Source organism: Clostridioides sp. ES-W-0018-02 (assembly GCF_020658175.1).
Classification (GTDB): Bacteria; Bacillota; Clostridia; order Peptostreptococcales; family Peptostreptococcaceae; genus Clostridioides.
In genome coordinates this window covers 1,341,725-1,357,511 of record NZ_JACVVY010000001.1, presented here as the reverse complement: position 1 = coordinate 1,357,511, position 15,787 = coordinate 1,341,725, and the positions used below count along the sequence as shown (strand labels likewise).

15 protein-coding genes and 1 other annotated feature are annotated in these 15,787 nt (G+C 27.6%); of the genes, 13 read left to right on the top strand and 2 right to left on the bottom strand.

The window, feature by feature from the left end; all coding sequences use genetic code 11:
- Window positions 1-222: 222 nt before the first annotated feature.
- Window positions 223-1,095, top strand: coding sequence for a YitT family protein (locus IC219_RS05990; protein WP_227824210.1), 873 nt, complete (start codon window positions 223-225; stop codon window positions 1,093-1,095).
- Window positions 1,096-1,206: 111 nt separating this feature from the next.
- Complete coding sequence (locus tag IC219_RS05985) at window positions 1,207-1,479, top strand: hypothetical protein (RefSeq protein WP_227432450.1); 273 nt, start codon at window positions 1,207-1,209, stop codon at window positions 1,477-1,479.
- Between the two features lie 143 nt (window positions 1,480-1,622).
- Here the strand turns inward: IC219_RS05985 and IC219_RS05980 are convergent, their stop codons facing one another.
- Window positions 1,623-2,195 (bottom strand): TetR/AcrR family transcriptional regulator, encoded by a 573-nt coding sequence (locus IC219_RS05980; protein ID WP_227482887.1) that lies wholly within the window; start codon window positions 2,193-2,195, stop codon window positions 1,623-1,625.
- 184 nt (window positions 2,196-2,379) lie between these two features.
- Here IC219_RS05980 and IC219_RS05975 point away from each other — a divergent pair, with 184 nt between their 5' ends.
- Window positions 2,380-3,222, top strand: a complete 843-nt coding sequence (locus IC219_RS05975) for a DegV family protein (protein WP_227482886.1) — start codon at window positions 2,380-2,382, stop codon at window positions 3,220-3,222.
- 88 nt (window positions 3,223-3,310) lie between these two features.
- On the opposite strand, the gene IC219_RS05970 is transcribed toward IC219_RS05975, so the two are convergent.
- Window positions 3,311-4,387 (bottom strand): M24 family metallopeptidase, encoded by a 1,077-nt coding sequence (locus IC219_RS05970; RefSeq protein WP_227432453.1) that lies wholly within the window; start codon window positions 4,385-4,387, stop codon window positions 3,311-3,313.
- Window positions 4,388-4,881: 494 nt separating this feature from the next.
- Here IC219_RS05970 and IC219_RS05965 point away from each other — a divergent pair, with 494 nt between their 5' ends.
- From IC219_RS05965 to IC219_RS05920, 10 genes are all read left to right on the top strand, one after another.
- The gene (locus IC219_RS05965; protein WP_227432454.1) at window positions 4,882-6,285 is read left to right on the top strand and encodes an APC family permease; all 1,404 of its coding nucleotides are present in this window, start codon (window positions 4,882-4,884) and stop codon (window positions 6,283-6,285) included.
- A gap of 93 nt (window positions 6,286-6,378) precedes the next feature.
- Window positions 6,379-6,619 (top strand) — a binding site (T-box leader).
- A 42-nt stretch (window positions 6,620-6,661) separates the two neighbouring features.
- Window positions 6,662-7,360 (top strand): 5'-methylthioadenosine/adenosylhomocysteine nucleosidase, encoded by a 699-nt coding sequence (locus IC219_RS05960; protein WP_227830784.1) that lies wholly within the window; start codon window positions 6,662-6,664, stop codon window positions 7,358-7,360.
- 23 nt (window positions 7,361-7,383) lie between these two features.
- Window positions 7,384-8,385 (top strand): tryptophan--tRNA ligase, encoded by a 1,002-nt coding sequence (gene trpS, locus IC219_RS05955; RefSeq protein WP_227482885.1) that lies wholly within the window; start codon window positions 7,384-7,386, stop codon window positions 8,383-8,385.
- Window positions 8,386-8,916: 531 nt separating this feature from the next.
- Entirely contained in the window at window positions 8,917-10,119 is a 1,203-nt protein-coding gene (locus tag IC219_RS05950) for a sensor histidine kinase (RefSeq protein ID WP_227830783.1), read from the top strand.
- 4 nt (window positions 10,120-10,123) lie between these two features.
- Window positions 10,124-10,894: a LytR/AlgR family response regulator transcription factor gene (locus IC219_RS05945; protein WP_227432458.1), complete on the top strand. Its 771-nt coding sequence runs from the start codon at window positions 10,124-10,126 to the stop codon at window positions 10,892-10,894.
- A gap of 145 nt (window positions 10,895-11,039) precedes the next feature.
- Window positions 11,040-12,461 (top strand): carbon starvation protein A, encoded by a 1,422-nt coding sequence (locus tag IC219_RS05940; protein WP_227432459.1) that lies wholly within the window; start codon window positions 11,040-11,042, stop codon window positions 12,459-12,461.
- Window positions 12,462-12,642: 181 nt separating this feature from the next.
- Window positions 12,643-13,125, top strand: coding sequence for a TraR/DksA C4-type zinc finger protein (locus IC219_RS05935; RefSeq protein ID WP_227432460.1), 483 nt, complete (start codon window positions 12,643-12,645; stop codon window positions 13,123-13,125).
- Window positions 13,126-13,175: 50 nt separating this feature from the next.
- A complete protein-coding gene (locus IC219_RS05930) occupies window positions 13,176-13,955 on the top strand; it encodes a polysaccharide deacetylase family protein (RefSeq protein ID WP_227432461.1) in 780 nt (259 codons plus the stop codon).
- Between the two features lie 302 nt (window positions 13,956-14,257).
- Window positions 14,258-14,704 carry a signal peptidase II gene (gene lspA, locus IC219_RS05925; RefSeq protein WP_227432462.1) on the top strand — a complete coding sequence of 149 codons (447 nt, stop codon included), beginning with the start codon at window positions 14,258-14,260 and terminating at the stop codon, window positions 14,702-14,704.
- The gene (locus IC219_RS05920) at window positions 14,673-15,620 is read left to right on the top strand and encodes an RluA family pseudouridine synthase (RefSeq protein ID WP_413926909.1); all 948 of its coding nucleotides are present in this window, start codon (window positions 14,673-14,675) and stop codon (window positions 15,618-15,620) included. Before lspA ends, IC219_RS05920 begins: the two co-directional genes overlap by 32 nt.
- The last annotated feature ends 167 nt before the right edge of the window (window positions 15,621-15,787 follow it).

The following is a 15,787-nucleotide window of genomic DNA, read 5'->3' as shown; positions in this document are numbered from 1 at the left end:
TTGTACTTCAATAATTAAATGTTTTAATATTCCAAAATTTACAACAAATAAATTTATATAAATCATATAAATTATTTATAGCATATGATAAAATGTTAATGAATAAACGTTTAAGTGAGGATGAATAATATTTTAGAGTGAACTACTTCTGGTAAATTTATTTTTAAATTTATTGTGCATTATGCAGGGTGGTTTATTTATTATGCAAAGGGGTGCGTTTTGATGTATGGTGAAAGCAAAAAACTAAGTATTGATAATAACATATTTTTGCAATATGGTCTTATTATATTGGGAATGATTTTATCAACCTTAGGAATAAATTTATATCTAGCACCAGCCAAGTTGTTAAGTGGAGGAGTAGCTGGAATTTGTGTTATATTATATAAGTTATTTGGTATAAATCAGGGATTATCTAGTTTTTTGATGAATATACCAATATTTATTATAGCTAAGAAGTATTTTGATAATAAATTTTTGTTAATAAGTTTTGTAAATATGTTACTATTTTCTGTTGCACTTGGTTTAACACAAGATATTGCTAAATATTTTCCAATAGATGATACTATGCTACAATCTATTTATGGTGGTGTTTTAACTGGTATAGGTATGGGATTGACCTTTAAAGCAAGAGCTACTGCTGGAGGGCTTGATATAATAGCAGCTATAATGAAAAGAAAGTACGATATACCAATGAAAAATACATTTTTATTTATTAATTTCTTTGTAGTATGTGCAGGTGCATTTTTATTTGGAGCAAAATTGGTAATGTACACTCTAATTACTATGTATATAATTTCTTTTACAATGGATATAGCAAAAGATTGCTTTGATAGAAAAAAATCTATACTTTTAATATCAAATAGATATGAAGAAATATCAAAAGTAATAATGAATAAGATGGGTAGAGGAGTAACTTTTTTAGAAGCAGAAGGAGCATATACGCAGAATAAGAAAAAAATGATTTACTGTATCATATCTGCAAATGAAGTAGGTAAATTTAAGGATTTAATTTATGATATGGATAGTGAAGCTTTTATTTCTGTAAACAATGTAGAAGAAGTAAAAGGTGGAGGTTTTAAGGATAAATTTTTATAAGATATAAGTGTTAAAAAATACCATATATCTTGTTATTGTACCTAGTTAGATGTATACTGTAACTAATGGGGCACATGAAGTGCTCAATAATATACTAGGAGGTATAATAATATGTTAAGAGAGAGATTTGTAGTAAGAAATCATCATAATCCACATGCTAATGGATGCTGTGGAACTGGAGGAGAAGGATGCTGTGGAGGAGATAACCATCAACATTCACACGAGCATTCTCACAGTCATGGACATGAACATGAGCATGTAAATGGTGTAGGTCATGACCATAATCATGATGATGGATTTTCAGGAACTCATGAGCATGGGCATGAACATACACATATACATGGGCATGAACATTTAGATGGGCATACACATCAACATAAATAGAAGTATTTTAAATTAATAAAATGATTTTTATTTTGTGATTCCATGAAGGTTTAAATAAAAATTATTCATAGCAAATAAAAAAGTGAGCTGTTAAATAAAAAAACTTTAATAGTTCACTTTTATTAATTATTAAAATATCAAGTTTAAATCCAATGGTTAACTAAAAAAGAAGCGATATTTTCATAAGGCATTTTTTCTGTTTTTAACAGGCTTTGGACAACTAAACCATCAACTATAGACATAAGTAAAAAAGAAAAGGATTCAGCATCCTGTTCATTCTCATCACCACTATATTTTTCAAGAGATTCAATAATTTCAGATTTAAGGGTAGTTCGCCATTCAATATATTTCAATCTCATTCTTTCTTTTAAATCATCATTTGAAGTAATAGCTTCACAAATAAGATACATATGTACTCTACCACGACTTTCTATAGTAGATATTTTTTCTAGTATTAAGTTGACCATTTCTATTTGAGAATTTTTGGATTTGACATTTTTTACACAGTTTAATATAGCACTAGTTATAACTTCTAAATGAGTATCAGCAATGTCATATATAATATCATTTTTAGATGAGTAGTGATAATATAGTGTACCCTTACTTATATTCACATCTTTTGCAATATCAGCAAGACTGGTATTTTGAACTCCATTTTTGGCTATTAAATTAGTAGCAGATAATAAAATAGCTTGTTTCATATTATTTGTTTTCATAAAACCTACCTTTCTATGTATATTTATAACAAATTAATAACATTATAAGCTTATAGAAAATTATTGTCAATAAAGCAAGAATCTATATCTATTGACTTTTTTTCATCCAAAATATAAAATAATAATTAAATCGGTCGTACGACCGACTAAATAAACAAAAACAATATCTTATAGTGAGGTTAATATGGATAAAATAAAATTGATAGTAGACAGTGCATGTGACTTACCTAATCATATAATAGAGAAATACAATATTGAAGTTATTGGTTTAAATGTATCTTTTGGAGAAGAGAACTATATATCTGGGAAGGAAATAGATAATGAAACTTTCTACAGAAAAATGGATGAAAGTAAATTATTGCCAAAAACATCATGTCCTTCACCAGATAAGTTTTTAGAAGCATATCAATGCGAAGAGGAAAGTATATTAGTAATTAGCATAAGTTCAGGATTATCTGGAACTTATAATAGTGCACTTTTGGCAAAAGACATGTTCGAAAAAGAAGGAAATAATAAAAAAATTGAAATTATAGATTCACTTAGTGGGTCAATTGGCATAGGACAATTAGTATTAAAAGCGGCAATATTAATAAAAGAAGGAAAAGAACTTGAAGAAATTGTTTCAATAATAGATAGATATAAAGACAATCCACCATTTTATGGAACTCTAGAGACATTAGAAAATGCTATAAAAGGAGGTAGAATAAATCCAATAGCAGGAAAAATTATAAATACATTAAATTTTAAGGCTATAATACAAGTTGCAGATGGGATTGTAACTCCAATAGATAAGGCAAGGGGTGAAGGGAATAGCTTGAAAAAACTGATTCAGTTAGTAGAATCAAAAATTATAGATAAAGAAGAGAAGGTTTTATTTATAGGACATGCTAACTGCCCTGAAAAAGCTCAAAAAGTAAGAGAAGCTATGGAAAAAGATGTTAAATATAAAGACGTTGTAATCTGTGAAGTTGGTTCAGTAATGGGAACATATACTTCAAAAGGTGCAATTTTGATAACTGCAATATAAACAACAAACTAAAAAGTTAAAGCTGTATAAAAATGAATAAAATCATTTTTATACAGCTTATTTTGATGTTATTAAGTTAATCTTACAATTAACCAACCACACATATTTCTTTGTCATATTTGTTTAGTATTTCGCAACCATCTTCAGTAACTAGTACTAAATCTTCTATTCTAACTCCAAACTCTCCTGGTAAATATATACCTGGTTCTATAGAGAATATCATTCCTGGTTGCACAGTATCTGTATTTATAGAAGATACATCTCCCTTATCATGAACTTCAAGTCCTATAGAGTGACCAGTTCTATGAGTGAAGTATTGTCCATATCCTTTTTCAGTTATGTAATCACGAGCAGCTGCATCTATATCACAGAATCTAACTCCTGGTTTTACAATAGCTTCAGCTCTCTTATTGGCTTCAAGAACTATTTCAAATATTTCTCTACCTTTTTCAGGTATTTCTTTATAGAATACAGTTCTTGTCATATCAGCACAATAATTATCTTTTATGCAACCTATATCTAATATTATTGCATCACCAGGTTTTACAAGAGCATTTCCTGGTTCTCCATGTGGATTAGCTCCATTAGGACCAAATCCTATTATAGGGTCAAATGAAAATCCATCAGCACCTAAGTCTTCATATATTTTAGATAATTTACCAACAAGTTGTTTTTCTGTAAGTTCACCAGAAACAGTAGCTTTAAGTTGTTCCATACCTTTGTCATTTAATCTTGAAGCTATTCTCATTAATTCTTTTTCTTCTTCATCTTTACACATTCTTAAAGTATCTATTATATAAGATGAGTTTACAAATTTACTTCCTCCACCTGATTCTATTAAGCTTAATAAGAATCTAGCTGGCCAGTTTTTGTCAACACCCATAGTAGCATTTTTGTCTACATGTTCAGTTACTATTTCTATTGGATTTTGAGTATCATTAAACCAAACCATTTCAACACCTAAATCTTCTGCAACTGGGAATAATTCATTTATAAATAATTTATTATTACCATTTAAATTTAAGTATAAAGCTAACAGTCTTTCACCTGGGTGGATTAGTAATCCTGTTAAATAAAATATTGAAGTAGGATCACTTACCAACATTTGAGAAATATCATCTTTTTTCATTTGTTCAAGTACAGCATTTAATCTTTGAGTCTTCATAATAATTTCCTCCTAATCAAAATTCGATACAAATCAATTTTAGCACTATTAAACAAAAATTAGTATACTTTTCTTCTAGAAATATAAAAAAATTTTAACATATATTTTTTATATTAAATTTAATTCCCTATTTTACATTAAAAGAAAAGTAAAATAAGTTTATATTGTGAAAATTTTATAAAAATAATAACTTGAATAAGTAAAAATATATATTTAAGATAGTTATATAATTATGAAAATTAATAAAAAAATTTTTATATTAAAATAATATTGAAACAATTTTAAAAATTTAGTATCATTAAAGAGAAAGTGATAGAACTTTCAAAATTTATCACTTTTAGTAAATTTTGATTTCAAAATATCTAAATTTGAGGTATAAATATTTTTATTTAAAGTATTTTATAGGTTAAATTGAAGTATTTTATAGGTTAAAGTTATTTTAACTGTTATGAAATCAATTTTTAATTAATAAAGAGAGGGGAAATTATAATAGGATGGAAAAGAAAAAAATAGGCCTATGGAGTTTGGTATTTATGAATGTATCAGCTTTATATGGTATAAGATGGATAGCTAAGTCGACAGCGTCAAGCTTCGGTTTAGGATTAGGTGCAATACCTATGTGGTTATTATTCTCATTTATATATTTCGTACCAGGAGCTTTAATTTGTGCTGAATTAGCTTCTACATATCAAAAAGGTGATGGAGGTTTATATGATTGGGTTAAGGAAGCCTTTGGAGAAAAATATGGCTTTTTAGTTTCTTGGTTAAACTGGACAGCTAAAATATTTTGGTATTCTTCATTCCTAACTTTTTTAGCAGTAAATGTTTCTTATACAATAGGAAATCCAGCACTTGCAGATAATAAGATATTTGTACTTATATTATCTTTAGTAATATTCTGGATATTATCTATTATAGCAACTAAAGGAATAAGCTTTACAAAAATATTTACTAATACAGGTGCATTAGGTTCAACAATACCAAGTGCTATACTTATAATATTTTCATTTTTAGCAGTATTAGTATTGAAAAAACATGATATGGCTTCAACATATACAATAGCTTCAATGACTCCAAAACTTAATATGGATGCATTTGTTGCTATATCAGCTATAATGTTTGGTTTAGCAGGAGCAGAAACTGCAGCTAACTTTATAACAGAGATAGATAAGCCTGAAAAGAACTTCCCTAAAGCTATATTAATATCAGCTGGAATAGTTGCTTCATTATATGTATTAGGTTCTATTGCAATAACAATGATAATACCACCAGACCAAATTACTGCTTCTAAAGGTGTGTTAGATGCGCTTGCAGCTGTTTGTGAATCTTTAGGAATAGGTTCTTGGTTAGTTCAATTGATAGCTTTTGGTATAGCTTTTTCAATATTAGGAGCAATAGTTCTTTATATAGCATCACCAATAAAAATGTTATTTGGTAGTGTTAAAAAAGGAGTATTTCCAGATAGTTTGGTAGAAGTAAATAAACACAAGATACCTTCGAAAGCAGTTATACTTCAAGCAATAATAGTTACTATAATATTATTAGTGACTACATTAATGCCTTCTGTTGATGCTATATACAATGTTCTTGTAACTATGACAGCATTAACTGCATTATTCCCATATGTATTGTTATATGCTTCTTATATTAAGCTAAGAAAAGAGAGACCAGATGAAATTAGACCATATACTATGGCAAAATCAACAGGTACTTGTATAGGTTTAGCGAAAATGGTTTTAACTGTAACTGTAGTTGGTATATTATTATCAGCAGCACCAGTTATGCCTACATTTGCTGAAAATATCATATATGAAATAGAAATGATTGGTGGAGGTCTTCTAGTTATCCTATCTGGTCTATGGTTATGGAATAGATATGAAAAGAGAACAGCTAAATAAAAATGTATTTTAAATATATATTTTGGATATTATTATATATATAGTTGACAATTTATATCATAAGGAATATTATAAAATAAAGAAATTAATAAATTAAATCCTGGGATAAGAAAGAGTAAATAAATAGACTTTTACACAGAGAATTAAGGGTGCTGAGAACTTAATAAAAAGTATTTATTGAATGGGTCTTTGAGGAGTAATGTGAAATGCAGTTTAAGACTGTAGATTATCTGATATCGTGTGTGCACGTTATAGCACATATTAAGATATATATATTCAGCTTTGAGTATATATAAATTTAGGTGGTACCACGGAAAATATATCCGTCCTATTGATTTAGGACGGATTTTTTAATATATAAAATTTAGGAGGAAAGATGAACGTAATAGGAATTATAGGTGCAATGGATGAAGAAGTAAGTATATTAGTGAATTTAATGGATATTAAAGAAATTGTAAAAAAAGCTAGCTTAGAATTTCATAAAGGAACTTTAGAAGGAAAAAGTGTTGTTTTAGTAAAATGTGGTATAGGAAAAGTTAACTCTGCTCTTTGTGCACAAATATTAATAAGTGAATTTGAAGTTGATGCTATTGTCAATACAGGTGTTGCGGGGGCTTTAAATGAAAATCTTAATGTCAATGATATAGTAATTTCAACTGATGCGATACAATACGATATAGATACTACTGCATTTGGAGACCCTAAAGGTGTTATACCAAGAATGGAAACATCTGTATTTAAAGCAGATGAAAGACTCGTAGAAGCTGCTTATAAATCTTCTGTAGAAGAAACAAAAACGCATAAAGTATTAAAAGGAAGAGTAGTAACAGGAGATATATTTATAAACTCTAAAGAATTAAAAGAAGAGTTAGTAAATGATTTTGGCGGGTATTGTGGAGAGATGGAAGGTGGAGCTATAGCTCATGTATGTTACTTAAATAATGTTCCATTTGTCATAATAAGAGCAATGTCTGATAAAGCAGATGGAAGTGCTGGAGTTGCATATGAAGTATTTGTACATGAGGCCGCCAACAATTCTAAAGATATCGTATTAAGCATGTTAAAATCAATATAAATATATAAGGAGGTACAAATCATATGAGTGAAAAAAAGGTTATATTTAGTGGTGCACAACCATCAGGTAAGATGACTCTAGGAAACTATTTAGGAGCTATAAAAAACTGGACTGAACTTCAAGAAAATTATAATTGTTATTATAGTATTGTTGATTTACATGCAATAACAGTACCTCAAGACCCTAAAGTTTTGAGAGCTAATACTATAGAATTACTTGCTCAATATCTAGCTTGTGGATTAGATCCAGAAAAAAATACTATATTTATACAATCACATGTTAAAGAGCATGTTGAACTTATGTGGATATTAAATACAATGACTTATATGGGTGAATTAAGTAGAATGACTCAATTTAAAGATAAATCACAAAAGAGTGAAGCAAATCTAAATGCAGGATTATTTACGTATCCAGTTCTTATGGCTGCTGATATACTATTATATCAAGCTGATTTGGTTCCAGTTGGAGATGACCAAAAACAACATTTAGAGCTATCTCGTGATTTAGCAAATAGATTTAATAATAGATTTTCACCTACATTTGTAGTCCCAGAAGGATACTATCCAAAAGGTGGAGCAAGAGTAATGAGTTTACAAGAACCAACTAAGAAAATGAGTAAATCTGATTCAAATGACAACGCATTTATATTATTGGCAGATGATTCAGATACTATAAAGAGAAAGATTAAGAGAAGTGTTACTGATTCTTTAGGTGTTGTAAAGTATACTGATGAACAACCTGGTATTAAAAACTTACTTGATATATATTCTAATTTAAGTAAAAAGAGTGTAGAAGAAATTGTAAACATGTATGAAGGTAAAGGTTATGGAGTATTTAAAGAAGATGTAGCTGAAGTAGTATCAGAAGCTTTAAGACCAATAAGAGAAAAATACGTTGACCTTCTTAATAATAAAGATTATTTAGAAAAAATCTATACTATGGGAGCTGAAAAGGCTGAAAAGCAAGCTAGAAAAACTCTTAGAAAAGTTTATAAAAAGGTTGGGTTTATAGAGAGAAGATATTAATTATATTATATATCTTCTTTAGTAAATAAATATTTAAAGTTATTAAAAAAGTATATGATAGGAAATAGAGAGGATATTATTAAGATAATATCCTCTTTAGTTTTGTAATAAAAAAAGATGAGCTTTTGCTCATCTCAAAGGGGTTAGATTATTCTTACTTTGGGGAAAGTAGAATAAAGGTAAAAGTTAACTGACGTTAACTTTGTTCTTTTTTGCATATCACTACTGAGCATAAAAAAATCAGAAAACCAGAGCCTTCTGAACTAACCTTGAACATACATCCATTATACTTTATACTCAATATGTAATTTATGAATTAATTTTAACTCTTATAAAGAAAATTGTCAATAATATATCAAAAAAACGTTTTAAAAAAATTTATATATATAATTAAATGAGTTTGATTTTATGTTTAACTGATATGATACAATAATTAAGGCAATTATTTTTTATGTATTTAATAAGCCATAAAAATAATACCAATAACATATGTAAAAATTATTTTAAATAGGAAAAATAAGAGGAAAAAACATGAAAACATCAATTTTAATAGCATTAATAGAAAAAACAAGCCTTATTGTAGTATTATTTCTTCTAATAACAAAGCTAAAAACATTTAAACAAATATTTCAAAAAGAAGAATATAGCTTAAATGATTTGATTTGTATATCTTTAGTTTTTACTTTTCTAGCTATATTTGGTACTTACAATGGCATAAACTATATGGGGTCAATAGTAAATACTCGAATAATATCTATAGTATCAGGAGGCGTTTTATTTGGACCAATTGTAGGTATTACAGCAGGTTTGCTATCAGGTATACATAGGTATTTTATGGATATTGGAGGTATAACATCCATGCCATGCCTTTTATCAAGTATACTAGCAGGTGTGTTATCAGGATTTTTGTATAAGAAGATACCAAAGAAGCATAGAGTGATATATGGAATACTAGTAGGTATGATTTCTGAAAGTTTTACTATATTACTTATATATTTAATATCACAGCCTCATTCTCTAGCAATTCAAATAATTAATGGAATATACTTGCCTCTAATTGTAGGACAAATTGGTATAGGATTTGTTATATCTATAGTTGAGGGAATTGAAAAAGATAAAAAGGATATAGAAGCAAGAAATAAAGCAGAAATAAAAGCACTTCAAAGGCAAATTAATCCGCATTTTTTATTTAATTCTCTAAATACAATAGCATCCTTTATAAGATTTAATCCAGATAAAGCTAGAGAACTCATAATAAATTTATCAACTTACTTGAGATACAATCTTGAATATAGTGATAACTTGATAGACATAAATAAAGAGATTGAGCAAGTTAAATCTTTTGTAGAAATAGAAAAGGCTAGATTTGGAGATTTATTAACTATAATTTATGATATAGATGATGTAAATATAAAAATTCCAAGTTTAATTATACAACCAATAGTAGAGAATGCAATTATACATGGAGTTTTGGAAAGTGGAAGAGCTGGTATGGTAAAAATATCTATAAAAAAATTACAACATTCATTAGAAAATACTATTAGAATATCGATTGAGGATAATGGTATAGGTATAAGTGAAGAAGTTATAAATAATGTATATCAAGATAATATGCCAGAAAATAAGATTGGACTTTATAATGTTCATTTAAGACTTAAGCTAATGTATGGAAGTGGTCTTAATATGAGAAGAACTGATAAAGGAACTTTAATTATGTTTTACGTAAAGGAGTAAGAATATGAAAGCAATAATAGTTGAGGATGAGTTTCCAGCAAGAAAAGAATTGAGATATTTTATTGAAAATAAAAGCGAGATTGAGGTAGTAAGTGAATTTACTAATGGCATAGAAGTACTAGATTTTATTCAAGAAAATAAAATAGATGTAATTTTTTTGGACATAAATATACCTCATCTTGATGGAATGTTACTTGCAAAAACATTAAATCAATTTAAAGCAAGACCCAAAATAGTATTTATAACAGCATATGAAAATTATGCAGTAGATGCTTTTTCATTAGGTGTATTTGACTATGTACTTAAGCCTTATTCTGAGGATAGGATTACATCAATGTTGGATAAGTTAGAGAAAAGTGAAACAAATAGTAGTGAAATATCTAGTGATAATAATTATATATCTAGTGATAAAAAATGTATAATAAATCAAAATATAGAGGAAATAACACATAAAATTAGCCTTTGGAAAGGTGATAAATTGGTTGTAATAGATATTGATGATATATATTACTGTGAGGCTAATGAAAGACAGACATTTATATATACTGAAAAGGAAACATTTATACTAAAAGAGGGTATATCAGAAGTAGAAAACATAATAAATGATAAAACTTTTTTTAGAACACACAGGTCTTACATAGTAAATTTAACTAAAGTAAAAGAAATTATCCCATGGTTTAATAACACATACATATTGAAGTTAAAAGATAGTGATTATGAAGTAACTGTAAGTAGAAGTAGAATAAAAGAATTTAGGCTATTAATGCACATATAAAGTCATTTCATGTATTTAAATATGCACTTAATGTGATTAACATTTATATTAGTGCAAAAAAGTATTACTATTTGAACTGGAAATAGTTTTCTTAAACTTATAAAAATTTATAAAGCAATTATAAAAAAACTAAGGGGATGAATTTATGGTAAGTTTTTTAGGTTCAATGGTGGTACTTATAGTAGGTTATTTTATTTATGGTACTTTTGTAGAAAAGGTTTTTGGAATCAATGATAAAAATCAAACTCCAGCTATAGCTTGTAGAGATGGTGTAGATTATGTTCCAATGAAATGGAAAAGAATTTTCTTAATTCAATTCTTAAATATCGCAGGTTTAGGTCCTATATTTGGTGCTATACAAGGTGCATTATTTGGGCCATCAGCATTTTTATGGATAGTATTTGGGACAATTTTTGCAGGTGGTGTACATGACTTTGCTTCTGGATATTTATCTATGAAGAATAAAGGTACATCTGCATCAGAGTTAGTAGGTCTTTACTTAGGCAATAGTGCAAAAATAGCAATGAGAATATTTAGCGTTATTCTTTTGGTATTGGTTGGAGTTGTTTTTATAACAGGTCCAGCAGGATTATTAAAAACATTAACAGGAGTAAATACACAAATATGGGTTGGAGTAATAATTCTTTATTATATAATGGCTACTGTTTTGCCAATAGATAAGTTAATTGGAAAAATATATCCTTTATTTGGAGCAGCTTTATTAATTATGGCAGTAGGTGTAGCAGGAGGATTAATAATAAAGGGATATAACATACCAAATATAAATTTACAAAATATGAATCCAAATGGAACACCCCTATTCCCATATTTATTTATAACAATAGCATGTGGGGCAATATCAGGTTTTCATGCAACACAATCACCACTTATGGCAAGATGTGTTGAAAGAGAAAGTGAAGCAAGACCAGTATTTTATGGTTCAATGGTTGCAGAAGGAATAATAGCTTTAGTTTGGGCAGCAGCAGCTATGTCATACTTCCATGGTATACCTCAACTTAATGTAATATTTAATGATGGTGGAGCAGCTACTGTTGTTAATACAGTATCTGTTGGATTGATGGGGCCTATTGGAGGAGCTTTGGCTATACTTGGTGTTGTAGCATGTCCTATAACTTCAGGTGATACAGCATTTAGAAGTGCTAGATTAACAATAGCTGATGCAATGAACTACAATCAAGATGCAGTTAAAAATAGATTTTTAATAGCTTTACCACTATTTGCAGTAGGTGTTGCTCTTACATTTATAGATTTTAATATAATTTGGAGATACTTCTCTTGGGCAAATCAAACACTTGCTATGATAATGTTATGGACTGGTTCTGCATATTTGGTTAAAGCAAATAAAAACCACTACATAACTACATTGCCAGCGCTTTTTATGACTGTAGTAACATTTAGTTATATAATGCAGGCAAAAGAAGGTTTTAGACTACCAGTAAATATATCTAATGGAATAGGTGTTGCTGTTGCAATAATTCTTGGTATTTTATTCTTTAAAAAAGCTAAAGATATAAAAGAACAAAATACTCATAAATTAGCAAGTTAATATAATTATTATAAAAAATAAAAATATAACATTTAAATGTGTTTTAAAAATTTGTAGGTGAATTTAAAATTTGCCTACAATTTTTTTTGAAAAAATCAAATCTTACTTTTTATTGTATTTTTAATTTAGTTTTCCACATACTATTTTTATGATATAAATATTAAAATTAGAGGTGTTAAAAATGGATACTAAAAAATACAAAGATAAATTATTGAAAGAAAGAGCAAATTTGACTAATTTAGTGGGAGATATGAAAGACAATACTTTATTTGGAGATACAAATAAACATACCAGTGAAAAGTATTCATCAGGAGAGTTATCTAGTTATGATAATCATATAGGAGATATGGGAACAGATTTATATATGCAAAATATGCAAAATAGTTTAATAAATCATGAAGAAGGTAGATTGTATCAAATAGATATGGCATTATCTAAAATAGAAAATGGGACATACGGACTTTGTGATTTATGTCATAATAAAATAGATTTAGAAAGATTGGATATACTACCTGATACAAATTTATGCAATGAGTGTGCAAAAAAAGAAGAGGATTTATTAGGACACGCAAGTGAAACTCCTGAAGTGGAGGATTCTAATTTTTATTCAACAGACCTAACAAATTTAACTGATTTAAACAAAAACGGAACATTAAGAGATTAAAAAATTGACATCATATATTGTTAGAACGAATTAAGAAAAGAGGTAATGACATGAAAAAAGTAATGTGGGGTATATGTATATGTGTATTATCAATAGTAGGCGTATATACATATAGTCATAATACACATAATCAAAATAGCGTAAAAGAAGCTTATAGTCTAAATGACAATATAAAGAACGATTATGAAGATGTAATAATCAAGCAAGGAAATGAGGACGAAAAAATTTTAGCATTGACTTTTGATGATGGGCCAGATGAAGACTTTACACCACAAGTACTTGATATACTAAAGAAAAATAATGTAAAAGCAACTTTTTTTGTGGTTGGAGAAAAAGTTGCATATAACAAGGAATTACTAAAAAGACAGTATGAGGAAGGGCATGAGATAGGTAATCATACATTTACACATATAAATGTTGAAAAAAATAGTTATAATAAAGTAGAAAAAGAAATAACAGATACACAAAATGCTGTAAAGAGTGTAATTGGAGTAGAGCCCAAAATATTTAGACCTCCATATAGAGCTATGAGCAAAAGTGTATGTGATATTATAGTTTCTAAAGGTATGAATATAATTCTTTGGTCAAACTTGGACCCTAGAGATTGGTCAAATCCTGGCGTTGATAGTATTATTAATACTATTCTTACAAAAGTACAAAATGGAAATATAATACTTCTACATGATTATAATAATAAAAGAAACAATAAATCACAGACTATACAGGCTTTGGAAGTAGTAATTCCCAAGTTAAAAGAAAAAGGGTATAAATTTGTAACAGTATCTGAACTTATACAACATTTAGATAAAAATCAACAAGTACAAAAATAAAAGATATTTGTTTAAAGACTAATGATGCTTGTAAATCTAAAATACAAGCATCATTAATCTTTAAGCTATAAAATACACAAAAAGTATTGAATAATAGAGTATTTTGAAATTTTTTATACATAATAATGTAATTTTAAATTTGTAGCAATTTATAATATAGAAGGGTTAATATTATTTTTGATTAGTTTTACTAAAAAATTCAATTTTAACAGAGTTGCTCTTTATAGTATTTTTTTTGTATAATGGTAATAGTGAATTTCAATCAAAATTGATTTTTAAATAATTTATAGGGGGAAAAATCATTGTTATATGTGTTAATAATAATTCTGCTTATAGGATTAGACCAATTGTCTAAACTATGGGTGTTAAATAATTTGGTGAATGTGTCTACAATACCAATAATAAAGAATGTATTTCATCTAACTTATGTTGAAAATAGAGGTGCAGCATTTGGACTATTACAAAATAATCAATGGATATTTATAATAGTTGCACTAATTGCAACAGTATTTGGGTTATATTATCTCAATACAAGAAAAGTACATACATCTGGAAAGTTGGGAATCATATTAATAATATCTGGTGCATTAGGAAATCTAATTGATAGAGTTAGATTAGGGTTTGTAGTAGATTATTTTGACTTTAGGATTATATGGGAGTATGTATTTAATGTAGCTGATGTATTTGTAGTTGTAGGAACTGTATTTTTATGTATATATGTTTTATTTTTTGAAAGTAAAAGTAGGTGATTTGATGGAGAATGTAAGAGAGTTTTTAGTGCTTGAAAAGGAAGAAGAGGTTAGACTTGATGTTTATCTAGCAGAACAATTAGGAGATATGTCAAGAAGCTACATACAAAAAATTATAAAAGATGGTAAAGTAAAAGTTAATAATAAAGTAGAAAAAGCAAAATATTTAGTTAAAGAAGAAGATAAGATTATTATAGAAATACCAGAACCTAAAGTTCTAGAGGTTGTAGCTCAAAATATACCAATAGATATTGTATTTGAAGATGATGATATTTTAATAATTAACAAGTCTCAGGATATGGTTGTTCACCCTGCTCCTGGAAATTATGAAAATACATTGGTAAATGGAATTTTGTATCATTGTAAAGATAAGTTATCATCAATAAATGGTGTTATTAGACCTGGTATAGTTCATAGAATAGACAAAGATACTTCTGGTCTTCTTATGGTAGCTAAAAATAATTATGCACATAATTTTTTAGCAGAACAATTAAAAGAGCATTCTATAACTAGGGAGTATGAATTTATATGTTATGGTGTAGTTAAAGAAGATAAAATAACTGTAGACAAACCAATAGGAAGAAATCCTAAGGATAGATTAAAAATGGCTGTAGTAAAAGATGGAAGAAATGCAGTAACTCATTTTGAAGTGGTAGAAAGATTTGATAAATTTACTCATATGAGAGCTAGACTTGAAACTGGTAGAACTCATCAAATAAGAGTTCATGCCTCATCTATAAATCATCCGCTTTTAGGTGATAGTGTATATGGACCTAAAGAAAATAAGTTTAAACTAAAGGGACAAACTTTACATGCTAAGAAATTGGGATTTATACATCCTACCACTAAGGAATATATTGAATTTGATTCAGAATTACCAGAATACTTTAAGGAAGTTCTTAGAAAAATTAAATAAAAGTTTGTATGATATTATAAATCATCTAATTAGATTTATACAAGTGATAAAATTAGTGAAGTTTAGCTAAAATATTTTATATTAAAGTATTTTGATTAAAAAAGCTTGAAAAATTTGAAATATAAATATATAATTTGAGTTAATGGAGTATAAAAATTATCTTTAAA